A 16,470-nucleotide genomic window follows, 5' to 3' on the forward strand; every position below is an offset into this window, starting at 1 on the left:
ACCTTCCCTCTACGCAGTATTTGCGTCGAATACGCCGACTTTCTGGGAGTCGGTCGGTTGAACCACAGGCCGTTTGCCTGTCAAAAATCTGCTGCTATGGCGAACGCTCGAAGAGCGCCATGGCCTCGACGTGCGCCGTTTGCGGAAACATGTCCAGCACGCCGGCTCGCTTGAGCTGATAGCCCTGGCGAACCAACTCGGCGGCATCGCGTGCCAGCGTCGCAGGGTTGCACGAAACATAAACCACGCGCCGTGCGCCTAAAGTCGTCATTTGCCGAACGATTTCGAACGCGCCGTCACGCGGCGGGTCCAGCAACACGGCCGCGAAACCCTCTTTGGCCCACTGCGCTTCGACAAGCGGCTTCGACAGGTCCGCCTGATAAAAGTGCGCATTGACCAGACCGTTGTGCGCCGCATTGGTGCGGGCGCGCTCGACCATCTCGGCAACACCCTCGACCGCCACCACCTGCGCTCCGTTACGCGCCAACGGCAAGGCGAAGTTGCCCAACCCGCAGAACAGATCCAGCACCCGCTCACCCGTTTCCGGCGCCAGCCATTCCAAGGCCTGCGCCACCATCGCCTCGTTCACCGGCGCGTTGACCTGAACGAAATCGCCTGGTCTCCAGGCCAGCTCCAGATCCCAGGCCGGCAATCGGTAACCCAACGCATACGTATGTTCCAGCGGCTGCGGCTGACCTTGGCCCTGCAACCAGAGCTGTACGTCGTGTGCCTGGGCAAATGCCTTCAAGCGCTGCAGGTCCGTCTCTATCAGCACAGCGGTATGGCGCACCAGCACCGCTTCGGCGGTACCGCTAAACAGCTCCACATGACCGATCGCCTGCGGTTTATCCAGCTCATGCAACACCGCCAGCAACGCCGGCAGAATCGACTGCAAAGGCTGTACCAGCACGTGGCATTCACGAATGGAAACGATGTCCTGACTGGCGCTGGCGCGAAAGCCAACGTCCAGTCGTCTGGCCTTGTTGTCCCAGCGCACCGCCAGCCGGGCGCGACGACGATAGCCAAACTCCGGCCCGCTCAAGGGTGCCGCCCAGACCTGAGGTTCGATGCCGGCCAGCCGCGACAGCTGCTCGGCGAGACTGCGCTGCTTGAGTTCGAGCTGATCAGTCGCGCCCAGGTGCTGCAGGTTGCAACCACCGCAAACCCGCGCATGAGGGCACGGTTCTAAACGACGACGGGCGCTGGTGCTCAGCACCCGCTCGCTGCGGGCTTCGACTATCTGGCTACGCGCTGCCAGTACACGCGCCTCGACCTCTTCGTCGGGCAAGGCGCCTTCGACAAACCAGGTGCGACCGTCAACGAAGCCAATGCCGCGGCCGTCGTTGGCCAGGCGCTGAATGTTCAGCCGCTGCTTCTTACCGGTCGGGATCTGTGGTTTCTTCTCGCCACCACTGGGCTGGAAGCGCAAGCCTCCGCTGCGTTTGGCCATCAGCGAATACCGCTCCGCGCGCGCACGTTCCGATCAGTTGGGCTGGTCATAAACGCCCGTCGACAGGTAGCGGTCGCCACGGTCACAGATGATCGCGACAATTACCGCGTTCTCGACTTCCTGCGACAGACGCAAGGCGGCAGCCACTGCACCGCCTGAGGATACGCCGCAGAAGATGCCCTCTTCGCGGGCCAGGCGCCGCATGACGTCTTCAGCCTCCGCCTGAGACATGTCGACGACACGGTCCACACGCTCGGCCTGATAGATCTTCGGCAGGTACTCTTGCGGCCAGCGGCGAATACCGGGGATCGCCGCGCCTTCCATGGGCTGCAGGCCGATGATCTGGACGGCCTGGTTCTGCTCCTTGAGGTAGCGCGACACGCCCATGATGGTCCCGGTGGTGCCCATGGAGCTGACGAAATGAGTGATGCCACCGCCGGTCTGCTGCCAGAGTTCCGGGCCGGTGCTGCTGTAATGCGCTTCGGGATTGTCGCCATTGGCGAACTGGTCGAGCACCTTGCCGCGGCCTTCGGCGGCCATCTTCACCGCCAGGTCACGGGCGCCCTCCATGCCCTCCTCCTTCGTCACTAGGATCAGCTCGGCGCCGTATGCCGTCATCGCCGCCTTGCGTTCGGCGCTGGAGTTGTCCGGCATGATCAGGATGAATTTGTAACCCTTGATCGCCGCCGCCATCGCCAATGCGATGCCGGTGTTGCCGGAGGTGGCTTCGATCAGCGTATCGCCGGGTTTGATATCACCGCGCGCTTCGGCGCGCGCAATCATCGACAATGCGGGGCGATCTTTCACCGAGCCCGCCGGATTGTTGCCTTCGAGCTTGACCAGAATGGTGTTGGAGGTTTCGCCAGGCAGCCGCTGCAGGCGAACCAGGGGGGTGTTGCCGACGCAATCGGCAATGGTCGGGTACTGAATTGTCATGGCGTCGATGAACCGAGCGGCATTTGGAAGGCGCACATGATACCGACAACCACCGGACACGGGCAGACCGCCCAGCTTAGCCAGCGCATACCGCGATGAGCGAAACGCAGCGATCAAGCTTGGCAGATAGTTGTCAGTGGTCTAGCTCTATACCTATCGCCCTTCGTAAGGAACTCACTCATGCCCGTCGGACCTGCCGCACTGGTCTTCACGTTTTTCCTTGCCAGCCTGACTGCCTGTTCCAGCCCGGACGGTTCATCCAGCCAGACACCACCGGCACCCGAAGGCGCCAGTGGTTACACCGCCAAACCCGGCTGGGCCACCGAACGCTTTGCCGTGGCCGCAGCCAATCCGCTGGCCACCGAAGCGGGCTATCGGATTCTCAAGGCGGGAGGCAGCGCGATGGATGCTGCAGTCACCGTGCAGATGGTGCTGACCCTGGTCGAGCCGCAATCCAGCGGCATCGGCGGCGGCGCCTTTCTGCTGCATTGGGATGGCGAGAACGTAATCGCGCTGGATGGCCGCGAGACCGCGCCAGCAGCCGTCGACGAAGCGCTGTTCTTGAAGCCCGATGGCACACCCATGGATTTTCAGCAGGCGGTCGTCGGTGGCCGCTCGGTGGGAGTGCCAGGCATCGTGAAGATGCTCGAACAGGCGCACCAGCAATACGGCACCTTGCCCTGGCGAGAGCTGCTGCAACCGGCCATCCGCCTCGCCGAGGACGGCTTTGAAATCAGCCCGCGGCTGCACCGGTTGCTTGAAAGCGACCCGGCGCTTCGCGACAACCCGCCCGCCGCCGCCTTCTACTACCAGCCAGACGGCTCGCCCTGGCCCGTTGGCCATCGCCTGCGCAACCCGGCCCTCGCCGAGTTGCTGCGCAACATCGCCGAGAACGGCAGCGATGCCTTCTATCGCGGCGCCAACGCCCAGGCGCTGGTGCGGCAGGTGAACGAGCACCAGAACGCCGGAGCCATGACCCTGAGCGACCTGGAAGTCTACAAACCGCGCCAACGCGATCCGCTGTGCAATCTCTGGCAGCAGAACTATCAGGTCTGTGGCTTTCCACCGCCCTCATCCGGGCATATCACCCAGATGCAGATTCTTGGAATCCTGGAGCAATTGTCGCCGCTACCGGCGCTGGATCAGGGCGTGCCGTCGGCGGAGTTCCTGCACCATTACACCGAAGCCGCACGCCTGGCCTACGCGGATCGCGCCAAATACATCGCCGACCCCGATTTCGCACCGGTACCGGGGCGGACATGGAACAGCATGCTCGCGCCCAAGTACCTCAAACAGCGCGCCGAACTGATCGGCACGCGCAGCATGGGGACTGCAAAAGCAGGCGAACCGGGAACGATGCCCGTCTCGTTCGCGCCTCAGCCCGAGCAGCCGGAGTACGGCACCAGCCACATCAGCATCGTCGACGGTCAGGGCAACGCGCTGGCGATGACCACCAGCATCGAACAGGCCTTCGGCTCGCGTCTGCTCAACGACGGCGGGACCGGCCTGCCCGGCGGCTACCTGCTGAACAACGAACTCACCGACTTCGCCTTCGAGCCACGGGACTCCCAGGGCAAGCCGGTAGCCAACCGGGTCGAGCCGAACAAGCGTCCGCGTTCGAGCATGAGCCCCACGCTGGTGTTCGATGCCGCAGGCGATCGCCTGCTTGCCAGTGTCGGTTCGCCCGGCGGCGCGGCCATCATCCATTTCACGGCGAAGGCCCTGCTGGGCATGTACGGCTGGGGGCTGGATGCGCAACGGGCGATCGACCTGCCGAACTTCGGGAGTTTCAACGGCCCGACTGTACTCGAAGCCGGACGCTTCCCGGCTATCACGGTGGAGTCACTGGAAGCACGCGGCCATGAGGTCAATGAGACAGACATGACCAGCGGCCTGCAGGCTATCCAGCGCACCGACAGCGGCTGGTTCGGCGGCGCCGATCCGAGGCGTGAAGGTGTGGTGATGGGGGAGTAAGGCAAAGAAGTTAAAAGCGCTGAAAGGCTGAACACAAAGCGGGTTGCACGGGGCCCGCTCTGATGTGAAAGCCGAAGCCTTTAGGTTGGGTGTGTTGCCGCTCCATACGCGGTCGCGCCGGAGTCTGTTTTTGCGTTGAAGCGGCAACAGCCCCTAAAAAACCTGCGCCTCGCGCGCCAGCCGCTCGATGGCACCATCTAGTTCATCCAGCGCATGCGCGGCGCTCGGGTGGTTCTGTTTCAGCAGTGTCTCGCTACGCTCGCAGGCCGCGCGTAACTGTGGAACCCCGCAATAACGCGTGGCGCCGTGCAATCGGTGTACGCGGTCAATCATCGCCTGTCGGTCGTTCACCTCACGCGCCGTCCTGATTGCCCGGCGATCGTCTTCCAGAGAGGCCAACAGCATGCTCATCATGTCAGCCGCAAGATCGGCCTTACCGGCTGCCAGACGCAAGCCTTCCTCAGCATCCAGTACCTTCAGGTTGTTATCCGCTACCGCCATATCGGCAGGCGCGGCGAGAAAGCTGCGCGACAGCGGCAAGCCCGTCCACTTCAATATCACCTGAGCCAGCTGGCGTTCGCTGATGGGCTTGGTCAGGTAATCGTCTAGGCCGCTCTGCAGGAGCGAGCGCTTTTCGTTGGATAGCGCATGGGCGGTCAGCGCGATGATCGGCATCGGCGGCTGGCCGCTGTCCTCCTCCCACCGGCGAATCGCCTCGGTGGTCTGGCGCCCATCCATGCCGGGCATCTGCACGTCCATGAACACCAGATCGAACGGCTGACGTTTGACCACTTCGAGCGCTTCCTGGCCACTGCTGACCGCCTCGGCATCACCGCCCATATCGGTCAGCAGGGTTTCGAGCAGCAACAGGTTGGCCGGGTTGTCATCGACACAGAGCACGCGCGGTGGGCGCGTCTCGGGCATCGCCAGGCTCTCGATCAATGGCTGTTGCGGACGCAGCAGATCGAGCAGGACCCGCTGCAGCTTGCGCGTGCAGGACGGTTTGCTTTGCAGTTGGGTATGCGTGTGGGATTCGGGCAGGGCTTCGTGATACTGCGCCTGTTCGCTGGTCGGGCAAAGCACGATGCATTTGCAGCCCAGCCCTTCGAACTCCCACAACCGCTGGCAGAGTTGCTGAGGCGCGATCTCGCGATGGGTCACGCCAAGCACGGCGATTTCGATGGGCGTTTCACTCGTTTGCGCGGTAGCCACCGCCGCTTGCAGCTGGTCCAGGGAATCGAACGGCAACACGTCCAGGCCGCAGCTTTCCAGTTGATGCTGCAAGGCCTGGCGTGCCAGTGGGTGCTGCTCCAGCACGCCGATCTTCCGGCCCAGCAGCGCGGCGCGTGGCAGATCCTCGATGTCGTCGCGGGCCTTGGGCAGGCTCAGGCTGATCCAGAATTCGGAGCCCTCCTCCGGAATGCTGTCGACCCCGATTTCCCCACCCATCTGCTCGATCAGACGCTTGGATATCACCAGCCCGAGGCCAGTACCGCCCGGTTGGCGCGAGAGCGAGTTATCCGCCTGGCTGAAGGCCTGAAACAGCGCGCGCAGGTCCTGATCGGTCAGGCCGATACCGGTGTCCTGCACGCTGATGCGAAGCTGCGCGCGATCGGAGCGCTCGTCCTCGACCATGGCGCGAACGACGACCGTGCCTTCGTTGGTGAACTTGATGGCGTTGCTGACCAGATTGGTCAGCACCTGCTTGAGCCGCAGCGGATCGCCCACCAGTGACAACTGGCGTGTCGCGATAGACCAGGCTGACCAGTTCCAGCTGCTTGGCATGTGCCGCCGGGCCAAGGATGGTCAGAGTGTCCTCGATCAGGTCGCGCAGGTTGAACGGAACACTGTCGAGCACCAGCTTGCCGGCTTCGATCTTCGAGAAATCGAGGATCTCGTTGATGATGCCCAGCAAACTGTCGGCGGACTTTTCGATAGTCGACAGGTAGTCCTGCTGACGCGGGGTAAGGTCGCTTTTCTGCAGCAGATGCGTGAAGCCGAGGATGCCATTGAGCGGTGTGCGGATCTCGTGGCTCATGTTGGCGAGGAATTCGGATTTGATCCGGCTGGCCTCCAGCGCCTCTTTACGCGCCAGGTCCAGTTCGATGTTCTGGATTTCGATGGTTTCGAGGTTCTGCTGCACGTCCTCGGTGGCCTGGTCGATGCTCTGTTGCAACTCTTCGCGGGCGCTGAGCAGCGCCTCGGCCATGCGATTGATGCCCGCCGCGACCTCGTCCATTTCGTGACTGCCGAGAGCAGGCAGCCGAGTCTCCAGATAACCGTCCTTGAGTTGCGCCACGGCGACCTTGACCTTGTGCAGCGGCTTGCTGATCGCGGTGCTCATGCGCAGCGCCAGCAGCGCGGTGATGATCAGCCCGGCGCCAATCAACAGCAAACTGGTGAACAGGCTGCGATAACCGCGCAGCAAGGTGCCCTGGTGCGACAGTTCGAGCTCCAGCCAGCCGATCTGGCGGAGGTCGTTGCTGGGATTGTCTTCAGCGAGATTCAGATGCTTGCCGAGTACCGGCAGGAGAATGCGCGTGGTGTCGATGCTGCTGACCTGGGTCAGGGCCTCGGGGTCGGTCGGTGGTGAAGGGGTGACCATGTTCGGCCCGGCGTGGGCCAGCAGGTTGCGCTCGGTATCGAGGATCGAAACGGCGCGGACGTCGGGCTGGTCCAGAACCTGATTGAGGATCCGCTGCAGCCGCTTGCCATATCCCTGCGCCATGGCCGGCGCTGCCAGTGGCGCCAGCTGCCTGGCGATGAGCTGCCCGCGCTCGTCGAGCTGGTGGCGCATTTCCGACAGCTGCATCAAGGTGAAATAGACGCCAAGCGCAACGGCCAGCACCGTGCTGGGCAGCAATATCAGCGCCAGCACACGACTCTTGATTCCCAGGTCTCTCAGCACGGATCCATCCCCTCTATCGCAAGGCCGCTAGTGTAGCGGCTCGCCACAAGGGAATCTGCCTACCAGAGCCGCCTGGCGACGGAGCGTGGGACGTTCACCGGATCAGCCCGCCATCAATCCAGACCGCGGATGTCGCGGCCCTGGAAATCGGGAAGCTTCCATTGGAAGGTCATCGCCAGGACCCGGAACAGGAAACCGGCACAGAGCGCGGCAACCGAGGCGATGGAGTTAGTGACACCCAGCCACAGCAGACCAACGTAAAGCACACCCGTGAACAACGCCACCGTGGCGTACAGCTCGCGCTGCAGCACCATCGGCACTTCGTTGCACAGGATGTCGCGCAACAGCCCGCCGAATACGCCAGTGATCACACCAGCCAGCACGACGATCGACACATGCACATCCATTTCCATCGCCACGCCGCAACCGATCACCGTGAAAGCCACCAGGCCCAGGCCGTCGACCAACAGGAATACCTGCCGTAGGTGATGCATGTGCCGTGCAACCATCGCCGTGACGATCGCCGCGCCGACCGTGAAGCCGAGGTATTCGGGATTGGCGATCCAGCCGATCGGGTAGTGGCCGAGCAGTACGTCGCGCGCCGTGCCGCCGCCCAGCGCTGTCACCGTGCCCAGCACGCAGATACCGAACAGATCCATGCCGCGACGCATGCCCATGATCGCGCCGGACATGGCTTCAGCAGTGATGGCGACCAGATAGATGATGTGCAACAACGTCACGGGGCAACTCCAAACAGGGCGGGACAGGCAGAAGATGCGCAATTATGGGGCAGACGCGAACTTAATTGGCATAGCTAAGTAAAAGTAGGCTATACAAATATTTACTTAATCCGAGAGACGCAGCTTGAATCTTGATCCGAAGCAGACCGAAGCCTTCCGCGCCGTCATCAATGCCGGCAGTTTCGAACAGGCGGCGCTGCGCCTGCACCTGACGCCACCGGCGATTTCACAGCGGGTTCGCGCCCTGGAAAGTGCGCTGGGCAACGCGCTGGTGGTGCGCAGCCGACCGTGCCGCCCCACCGAGACCGGCCAGCGTCTGCTGCAATACCTCAAGCGCGCCAGCATGCTCGAAGCCGACCTGCTGGCGGACCTGGACGAGCGCAGCGACGCGCCGCTGATGGTGGTCGCCGCGCTCAATTCCGACAGTCTGGGAACCTGGTTCTTCCCGGCGCTGGCCGAGGTGCTGATTCGCGAGCGCGTCCTGCTGGACCTGACCATCGAAGACCAGGATCACACCTACAATCTCCTGGAAACCGGCCTGGCAATCGGCTGCATCAGCACCGAACCCAAACCCATGCGCGGCTGCACCGCGAGCCCGCTGGGCAGCATGCGTTATCGCCTGGTGGCCTCCAGCGGGTTTCGCCAAAGGTACTTTCCCAACGGACTGAATCGCAATGCCGCGCGCAAGGCGCCCGTGGTCGCCTATACCCGCAAGGATCGTCTCTCCTCGTCTTTCCTGCTGCGCCAACTGGGTTTGCCGGAGCGTGCGTATCCCTGCCATTACGTGCCCGGCGCCGAGCCCCACTTCAGCGCGATCCGCTATGGCCTGGGTTATGGCATGGTCCCGGAACTACTGCTGCACGATGCGCTGGCGCAAGGTGAAGTAGTCGATCTGGCTGCCGAGGCGCCGCTGGATATTCCGCTGTACTGGCACACCTGGAAAGTGCAGTCGCCACGGATGGAAAACCTGTCGCGGCAGATCATCGAAGCGGCGCCTATGATCCTCGCGCGACCGACCGAGCCACGGTCATGATGCGTCGGCACTGCGCTCGTATCGACGCTTGAGGCACACTAGCGCCCATGAACCGCCCGCCCCTACATCCCGCCTGTTGCTCCCCCCTGAGCGAACATTGGCCACTCCCGCGCGCCCTCCCCGGCGTGCACCTGCTCAGCACCCGCTTCGATCCCCAGCTACTCGATCCCGAAGACTTCGACCGCTGGGGCCTGCCAGCGATGGCCGCGGTGAGCAAACGCCAAACCGAATTTCTCGCCGGACGCATCTGCGCCTACGAGGCCCTGCGCAGGGTGACCGGCGTACCGGGCATTCCTGCCGTCGGCGAGGATCGATCGCCTTGCTGGCCGACCGGCGTGGTGGGCTCCATTACCCATGGCGCCGGCTGGGCCGCAGTGGTCGCAGCGAGAAGCGAACTCTGGCGCGGGCTCGGGCTTGATGTGGAAAAACGTCTGCCGGTCACCCGCGCCGACCGTTTGGCCGGAGAGATCCTCACGCCGCGTGAACTGGAAGGCTACGCAGCGCTGGACGACTCACAGCGAGCGCTGCGCGTGACGCTGACCTTTTCCATCAAAGAGAGCCTGTTCAAAGCGCTCTATCCGCTGGTGAAAACGCGCTTTTACTTTCAGGAAGCCGAGCTGATCCATCACGACAGCAGCGGCCACGCCCGCCTGCGCCTGCTCAATGATCTCTCGGACGAGTGGAAAGCCGGTGCCGAACTAAACGGTCAGTTCGTGCAGTTCGACGATTATCTGCTGAGCCTGGTCAGCATTCCGGCCTGATGGCGCGCTATTAGAGGTGGAGTCCGTCGCCCCCGGCTTGATGGGTTTCACCCATCCTACAAGTGAACCGCTATCGATTCGCACCAAGGCGTCGTGACTTACTCCGGCCGCCTGCGCGGCCAGACCAGGCTGAAGCGCGCGCCACCCAACTCGCTATGGCCGATCTGCGAGCGGCCGCCGTGCCAGTAAGAGATTCGCCTGACGATCGATAGTCCCAACCCATGCCCGCCGGAGGCACGTGTGCGACTGTCGTCCAAACGCATGAACGGCGCGAAGACCTTCTCCCAGGCCTCTTCCGGCACACCCGGACCATCGTCGTCGACCACCAGATGCGCGCGCTCGGCATCAATGATGAAGCTCACCTGAACCCGCGTTGCCGCGTGGCGCATGGCGTTGGTGATCAGGTTGCTCAAGGCGCGACGCAGGTAATGAAACTCGGCCTCGGCGACGCTGGAACCGTCTTCAGCCGTCACGCAAGGCCCGCGCTCGACCAGAACGTCAGGCCGCAGCGGTGCCAGCTCTCCGATCACCTGATCGACCAAAGCGCTTAGATCGACCGATTGAAAGGTGAGATCGGGCGATCCGCGCTCGAGGCGCGTATAGACCAGCATTTCGTCCACCAGACGATCGAGGTCATCGATATCGCCATCCATGTCTGCGAGATACCGCGCCCGAGCATCTGCGGTCGGTGCCGAGCCGGCCATCTCTAGGCCGAAGCGTAGCCGCGCGACCGGCGTGCGCAGCTCGTGCGCCACCGCGCTGACCATTTCCCGCTGGACGGCAAGGAGGCGCTGCAGATGGCTGGCCATGCCGTTGAACGCCTTCGCCAGTCGCCCAACCGAATCCGTCCCGGCACCCGGCACACGTGCCTCCAGATTTCCTCCGGCGATGCGCGAGGCGGCGCTTTCCACTTCACGCAGTCGCCGTTCCAGTTGCCGCACCAGCAGGTAGACGGTAAGACCGATGAGCGACAGCCCCAGCACGCCAATCAGCACCAGCAGTTGCGGCGGGTAAGGGTTCATCGGGTGCAACGGTCCCAACGCCATGATCCAGGGCGTTCCGGAAATGGCGGCGAACACCCGAACGGCCTCGCCGCCACGGACCAAGGCCATTACTGTGTCGCCCTCGTCCAGCCGGCGACGTTGATCGTCATCGAGGCTGGCATTGTCACGGGTCAGCAGCTGCAACTCGTAGCCGAAGCCGCGCGCCTTCTTCAGTTCTGCAAGACGTTGAGGCTGCTCAGTTTCGGGATAGCGGATCAGCTCGTCGATCAGCAGGTAAATGGTCGCGCGTGCGAGCTGTTCGCTGAGCTGCTCCACCTCCCCGGTCAGCACCAGACGATCCTCGGCGCTGACCAGCGAATAGACCGTCACGCTATGCGGGCGCATCTGCTCCACCAGCACCTGTCCGCGCAGGAGTCGGGTTTCCAGGCGGCTCTCCAGGCTGACGTCTGCCAGCGTACGAACCCGCAGCGGAATCCCCAGCAAGCGCCCCCAGAGATTGGCTGCCTGGCGCCGCTCGATGGGTGTCATGCCGCTCATGTTGTGCGCCATCAGGCGGAAGGTCCCGCTGGCAAGCATCTCGCGGTGCCGGTCGGCGCGCGCCTCGTTGAGCAGGTTTACGCCACCGACACCCAGCAGTCCGACGAGCACCAACACGGCGAGTACGCCGCCGTAGATGCGCAGGAAGATCGAGTTCACTGCAGCGCTTCAGCCGCTTCGGATACGAACAGATAGCCCTTGCCGCGGACTGTTTTGATCAAGCGCGGGTGATCAGGGTCATCGCCAATCTTCGGGCGAATGCGCGAAATACGCACGTCTATAGAGCGATCCTGCCCGTCGTATTCGATGCCACGCAATTCGGCGAAGATCTGTTCCCGGGACATGATCCGCCCAGGATTGGAGGTCAGCAGCCAGAGCAAATCGAACTCGGCACCGGTCAGTTCGATGCCATCGCCTCGCAACCAGGCCTCGCGCAGCGCGCTGTCCACGACCAGAGGTCCGTACTTCAGCCGTTTGCTATTGTTCGCCGCGGCAACCTCCCCGCCTTCACGTCGGCGTAGCAACGCGCGAATCCGGGCCAGTAACAGCCGCGGACGCACCGGCTTGCAGACGTAGTCGTCCGCACCGATCTCCAGGCCGAGCACCTGATCGAGATCATCGGCGCGGGCGGTCAGCATCAGAATCGGACCGTCATAGCGATGGCGCACCTTGCGGCAGATAGACAGGCCGTCTTCGCCGGGCAACATCAGGTCGAGCACCACCAGGTCGGGACGTTCATCGATGATGCGTCCGGCCGCCAGGGCGCCATCCCCTTCGATGGAAACCCGCAAGCCGTTACCCTCGAGATAGTCGCGGGTCAGCTCGGCCAACCGCTGGTCATCTTCGACAATCAGGATGTTCCAAGACTCTTGATCCACCAACGCGCCCTCCCCAGACACCGGCCGGCATTGTAGCGTCAGGGCACATGCAGATGGCAGCCGCAAACGCGCTCCGCTTGCCTGCCCGATCCGGGCGTAGCCACTCCCATGAAAACGCCTTCGTTTGGCCCGGTTTCGATCGACGATGAAAGCTACACGCGCGGCAGCGGCTACTTCGCAGTGGCCTTCACATCTCTGCGTTCAAGGGAGCACCAGGCAAAAGGCCAGCATTCATGCCCGCTCCGTCAAATCACCCGTCTCGCAAGCCGCATAAGGCAATAATCCGCCTTTGACAAAACACCACATATAGTGTTTGCGCTCGGCAGCGCCAAGCATCTGAAAAGACCGCTTGGGCACGCATTTCATCCGAACCTTGCGTAGCCCCGAGAAGGCGCGGGCTGCGCCTCGATCGCGCACAGCTCACCCACATCTTATCCACAGGTTGTTCATTTTAGGTGCCTTGCGCTGTGCCTGAACCCCCACTATCGTGTCGCTCCAGGCGCTTTTCACCCCATATATTGGGTGTCAAAAGCCAGCCAGACACAAACGCCGAAAAAAGCAAGCTAAATAATTCGCTTTGTTTTGTACCCGGCTCGCGCCCGCGCCTGGCGCGATAGATCGCCGCCGCAGATCGCGATACTGCCGCGTCCAACGTTGATTTTGCTCAAGCCCAGCGGTAGCGCATGCGCCAAACGCATCACACTACATGTTGTGTTTTGAGGTTGTGATCTTTACATCGCCTGACTATGCTTCGGCACATTCGATTCGCCACCCCTGGTGCCGGATCGTTTCCAGTTTTGAGTTACCCATGAGCCGGCTCGCCGGGGCATGGTTCATGCAATACGAGACATGTAGTTCCAGAAAGGCCGCTCATAAAGCAGGCCTGACACCTAACGCGTTAGAGACAGAGAGAATCCGGAGACCCCATGCAGAACGAGTCCATTCGCGAGAACCCACACGCCGACAGCACGCTGGACCTGGCCGCCACTGCGCCGGGCCAGCTGCGCGTGATCAAGCGCAACGGTACGGTCGTCCCCTACACCGATGACAAAATCACCGTCGCCATCACCAAGGCGTTTCTCGCAGTGGAAGGCAACAATGCCTCCGCCTCGTCGCGGATCCACGACACCGTGCAGCGCCTGACCGAGCAGGTCACCGCCACCTTCAAGCGCCGCATGCCTTCGGGCGGCACCATCCACATCGAAGAAATCCAGGACCAGGTCGAACTGGCCCTGATGCGTTCCGGCGAGCAGAAAGTCGCGCGTGACTACGTGATCTATCGCGAATCCCGCAGCCAGGAGCGCAAGCGTGGCGCGGTGGAAACCCCGGTCGACGCTCATCCAAGCATCCGCATCAAGCGCGCCGACGGCAGCATGGCACCGCTGGACCTGGGCCGCCTGAACACCATCATCACCGAAGCCTGCGAAGGCCTCGAAGAAGTCGATGGGGCGCTGATCCAGAAAGAAACACTGAAGAACCTCTACGACGGCGTCGAGCAGACCGACGTCAATACCGCCCTGGTGATGACTGCCCGCACCCTGGTCGAGCGCGAGCCGAACTATTCCTACGTCACCGCTCGCCTGTTGATGGACACCCTGCGCGCCGAAGCCCTGAGCTTCCTGGAAGTTGCTGAATCCGCTACCCATCACGAAATGGCTGACCTCTACGCCAAGGCCCTGCCCGCCTACGTGGAAAAAGGTGTGCAGTTCGAGCTGCTCGACCCGCGCCTGAAGGAATATGACCTGGCCAAGCTGGGCGCCGCGATCAACCACGAGCAGGACCAGCAGTTCACCTACCTCGGCCTGCAGACTCTTTACGACCGCTACTTCATCCACAAGGATGGCGTGCGTTTCGAGCTGCCGCAGATCTTCTTCATGCGCGTCGCCATGGGCCTGGCCATCGAGGAAGAAAACCGCGAAGCCCGTGCCATCGAGTTCTACAACCTGCTGTCGTCCTTCGACTACATGGCCTCCACGCCGACCCTGTTCAACGCCGGCACCCTGCGTCCGCAGCTGTCCTCCTGCTACCTGACCACCGTGCCGGACGACCTGGGCGGCATCTACGACGCCATCCGCGATAACGCCCTGCTCTCCAAGTTCGCCGGCGGCCTGGGCAACGACTGGACCCCGGTGCGTGCACTGGGCGCCTACATCAAGGGCACCAACGGCAAATCCCAGGGCGTCGTGCCCTTCCTGAAGGTAGTCAACGACACCGCCGTCGCGGTCAACCAGGGCGGCAAGCGCAAGGGCGCGGTCTGCGCCTACCTGGAAACCTGGCACCTGGACATCGAGGAATTCCTCGAGCTGCGCAAGAACACCGGTGACGACCGTCGCCGTACCCACGACATGAACACCGCCAACTGGATCCCGGATCTGTTCATGAAGCGCGTCTTCGACGACGGCAAGTGGACCCTGTTCTCGCCAAGCGAAGTACCGGACCTGCACGACCTCACCGGCAAGGCCTTCGAGGAGCGCTACGAGTACTACGAAGCCCTGATCGAATACGGCAAGATCAAGAACTACAAGACCCTGCAGGCCAAAGACCTGTGGCGCAAGATGCTCTCCATGCTGTTCGAAACCGGCCACCCATGGCTGACCTTCAAGGACCCGTGCAACCTGCGTAGCCCGCAGCAGCACGTCGGCGTGGTGCACAGCTCCAACCTCTGCACCGAGATCACGCTGAACACCAACAAGGACGAGATCGCCGTCTGCAACCTGGGCTCGATCAACCTGCCGCGCCACATCGTCGACGGCAAGCTGGACACCGCCAAGCTGGAGCGCACCGTGCGCACCGCCGTGCGGATGCTCGATAACGTCATCGACATCAACTACTACTCCGTGCCGCAGGCGAAGAACTCCAACTTCAAGCACCGCCCGGTGGGCCTGGGCATCATGGGCTTCCAGGACGCGCTGTACCTGCAGCACATCCCCTACGGTTCCGATGCCGCCATCGACTTCGCCGACAAGTCCATGGAAGCGGTCAGCTACTTCGCCATCCAGGCCTCCTGTGACCTGGCCGACGAGCGTGGCGCCTACGAGACCTTCCAGGGTTCGTTGTGGAGCCAGGGCATCCTGCCGCTGGACTCGCAGCAGATCCTCATCGAAGCGCGTGGCCAGAAGTACATCGACGTCGACCTTTCCGAGTCGCTGGACTGGGCCCCGGTACGTGCCCGCGTCAAGAACGGCATCCGCAACTCGAACATCATGGCCATCGCGCCGACCGCGACCATCGCCAACATCACCGGCGTGTCGCAGTCCATCGAGCCGACCTACCAGAACCTGTACGTGAAATCGAACCTCTCGGGCGAATTCACCGTGATCAACCCCTACCTGGTTCGCGACCTCAAGGCGCGCGGCCTGTGGGACGCGGTCATGATCAACGACCTCAAGTACTACGACGGTTCCGTGCAGCAGATCGAGCGCATCCCGCAGGAGTTGAAAGACCTCTACGCGACCGCCTTCGAAGTGGAAACCAAGTGGATCGTCGACGCCGCCAGCCGCCGCCAGAAGTGGATCGACCAGGCCCAGTCGCTGAACCTCTACATCGCTGGCGCCAGCGGCAAGAAGCTGGACGTGACCTACCGCATGGCCTGGTACCGTGGCCTGAAAACCACCTACTACCTCCGTGCCCTGGCCGCGACCAGCACTGAGAAGTCCACCGTCAACACCGGCAAGCTCAACGCCGTGTCCAGTGGTGGCAACAGCGGCGCCAGCGCTGCTCCGGCGAAAGCCGCGCCAGCGCCGGAAATGGCAGCCGGCCCGGCACCGGTGCCAAAGGCGTGTGCCATCGATGAACCAGACTGCGAAGCCTGCCAATAAGGAGCCTGGCTGACGCACGAATCTGAGCGGACCGCGCATTGTTGACCGCCAAGCCGGCCCCCATCACGTACAGCTGTACGCTCAGGGGCTCCGACTTGGCAGACGCCTAGCGCTGCCTCGCTCAGCTTCGCGCTCACACCGAGCTGCTGCTGAAAAGCGCGCTTTTCGTAGGAGCGAGGGGGACGCCTAGTCCTTGTTCGCGAAAACCAGTCGGGGACGCTGCGCGGACCGGACCAATTTGTAGGAGCGAGCTTGCTCGCGAAGCGCTATCAGCCAACTCACTAGCCGAGCGAACGCATAGCCTAAGGCCGCCCCAAACCAGTCCCCTCGCCCCTTTGGGGAGAGGGCTAGGGTGAGGGGAAGCTCCACCAGACAACACAAATGGCCGGGCCAACCGCCGACCATCCCCTCGCCCCTCCGGCGAGAGGGCT

Annotated in this window: 9 protein-coding genes and 1 pseudogene; 4 read left to right on the forward strand and 6 right to left on the reverse strand. The window is 62.9% G+C overall.

Going from position 1 to position 16,470, the window contains the following annotated elements; translation table 11 throughout:
- Window positions 1–94 precede the first annotated feature (94 nt).
- Window positions 95–1,450: a 23S rRNA (uracil(1939)-C(5))-methyltransferase RlmD gene (rlmD, locus tag NA645_RS05650; protein ID WP_256047932.1), complete on the reverse strand. Its 1,356-nt coding sequence runs from the start codon at window positions 1,448–1,450 to the stop codon at window positions 95–97.
- Window positions 1,451–1,483: 33 nt separating this feature from the next.
- Window positions 1,484–2,386, reverse strand: coding sequence for a cysteine synthase CysM (cysM, locus tag NA645_RS05655; RefSeq protein ID WP_256047933.1), 903 nt, complete (start codon window positions 2,384–2,386; stop codon window positions 1,484–1,486).
- Window positions 2,387–2,566: 180 nt separating this feature from the next.
- Between cysM and ggt the strand changes: the two genes are divergently transcribed.
- Window positions 2,567–4,360, forward strand: a complete 1,794-nt coding sequence (gene ggt, locus NA645_RS05660) for a gamma-glutamyltransferase (protein ID WP_256047934.1) — start codon at window positions 2,567–2,569, stop codon at window positions 4,358–4,360.
- A gap of 153 nt (window positions 4,361–4,513) precedes the next feature.
- Here ggt and NA645_RS05665 read toward each other — a convergent pair.
- Window positions 4,514–7,268, reverse strand: a pseudogene (locus NA645_RS05665) (response regulator).
- Between the two features lie 113 nt (window positions 7,269–7,381).
- Window positions 7,382–8,008 (reverse strand): trimeric intracellular cation channel family protein, encoded by a 627-nt coding sequence (locus NA645_RS05670; RefSeq protein ID WP_256047935.1) that lies wholly within the window; start codon window positions 8,006–8,008, stop codon window positions 7,382–7,384.
- A 124-nt stretch (window positions 8,009–8,132) separates the two neighbouring features.
- Here NA645_RS05670 and NA645_RS05675 point away from each other — a divergent pair, with 124 nt between their 5' ends.
- A complete protein-coding gene (locus NA645_RS05675) occupies window positions 8,133–9,041 on the forward strand; it encodes an HTH-type transcriptional regulator ArgP (protein WP_256047936.1) in 909 nt (302 codons plus the stop codon).
- A gap of 47 nt (window positions 9,042–9,088) precedes the next feature.
- Window positions 9,089–9,802 carry a 4'-phosphopantetheinyl transferase family protein gene (locus NA645_RS05680; protein ID WP_256047937.1) on the forward strand — a complete coding sequence of 238 codons (714 nt, stop codon included), beginning with the start codon at window positions 9,089–9,091 and terminating at the stop codon, window positions 9,800–9,802.
- A 98-nt stretch (window positions 9,803–9,900) separates the two neighbouring features.
- Here NA645_RS05680 and NA645_RS05685 read toward each other — a convergent pair whose 3' ends face one another.
- Both NA645_RS05685 and NA645_RS05690 read right to left on the reverse strand, forming a co-directional pair.
- On the reverse strand, window positions 9,901–11,502 hold the full coding sequence (locus NA645_RS05685) for an ATP-binding protein (protein ID WP_256047938.1): 1,602 nt from the start codon (window positions 11,500–11,502) through the stop codon (window positions 9,901–9,903).
- Entirely contained in the window at window positions 11,499–12,221 is a 723-nt protein-coding gene (locus NA645_RS05690) for a winged helix-turn-helix domain-containing protein (RefSeq protein ID WP_256047939.1), read from the reverse strand. Before NA645_RS05690 ends, NA645_RS05685 begins: the two co-directional genes overlap by 4 nt.
- A gap of 926 nt (window positions 12,222–13,147) precedes the next feature.
- On the opposite strand from NA645_RS05690, the gene NA645_RS05695 reads away from it, so the two are divergent.
- Window positions 13,148–16,039, forward strand: a complete 2,892-nt coding sequence (locus NA645_RS05695) for a ribonucleoside-diphosphate reductase subunit alpha (RefSeq protein ID WP_256047940.1) — start codon at window positions 13,148–13,150, stop codon at window positions 16,037–16,039.
- Window positions 16,040–16,470: the final 431 nt, after the last annotated feature.

Source organism: Stutzerimonas stutzeri, assembly GCF_024448955.1.
Lineage (GTDB): Bacteria > Pseudomonadota > Gammaproteobacteria > Pseudomonadales > Pseudomonadaceae > Stutzerimonas > Stutzerimonas stutzeri_AQ.

Coding starts and splice junctions, on each gene's coding strand:
- ggt (WP_256047934.1), top strand. CDS start 2,567: ATGCCCGTCGGACCTGCCGCACTGGTCTTCACGTTTTTCCTTGCCAGC.
- NA645_RS05680 (WP_256047937.1), top strand. CDS start 9,089: ATGAACCGCCCGCCCCTACATCCCGCCTGTTGCTCCCCCCTGAGCGAA.
- rlmD (WP_256047932.1), bottom strand. CDS start 1,450: ATGGCCAAACGCAGCGGAGGCTTGCGCTTCCAGCCCAGTGGTGGCGAG.
- NA645_RS05695 (WP_256047940.1), top strand. CDS start 13,148: ATGCAGAACGAGTCCATTCGCGAGAACCCACACGCCGACAGCACGCTG.
- cysM (WP_256047933.1), bottom strand. CDS start 2,386: ATGACAATTCAGTACCCGACCATTGCCGATTGCGTCGGCAACACCCCC.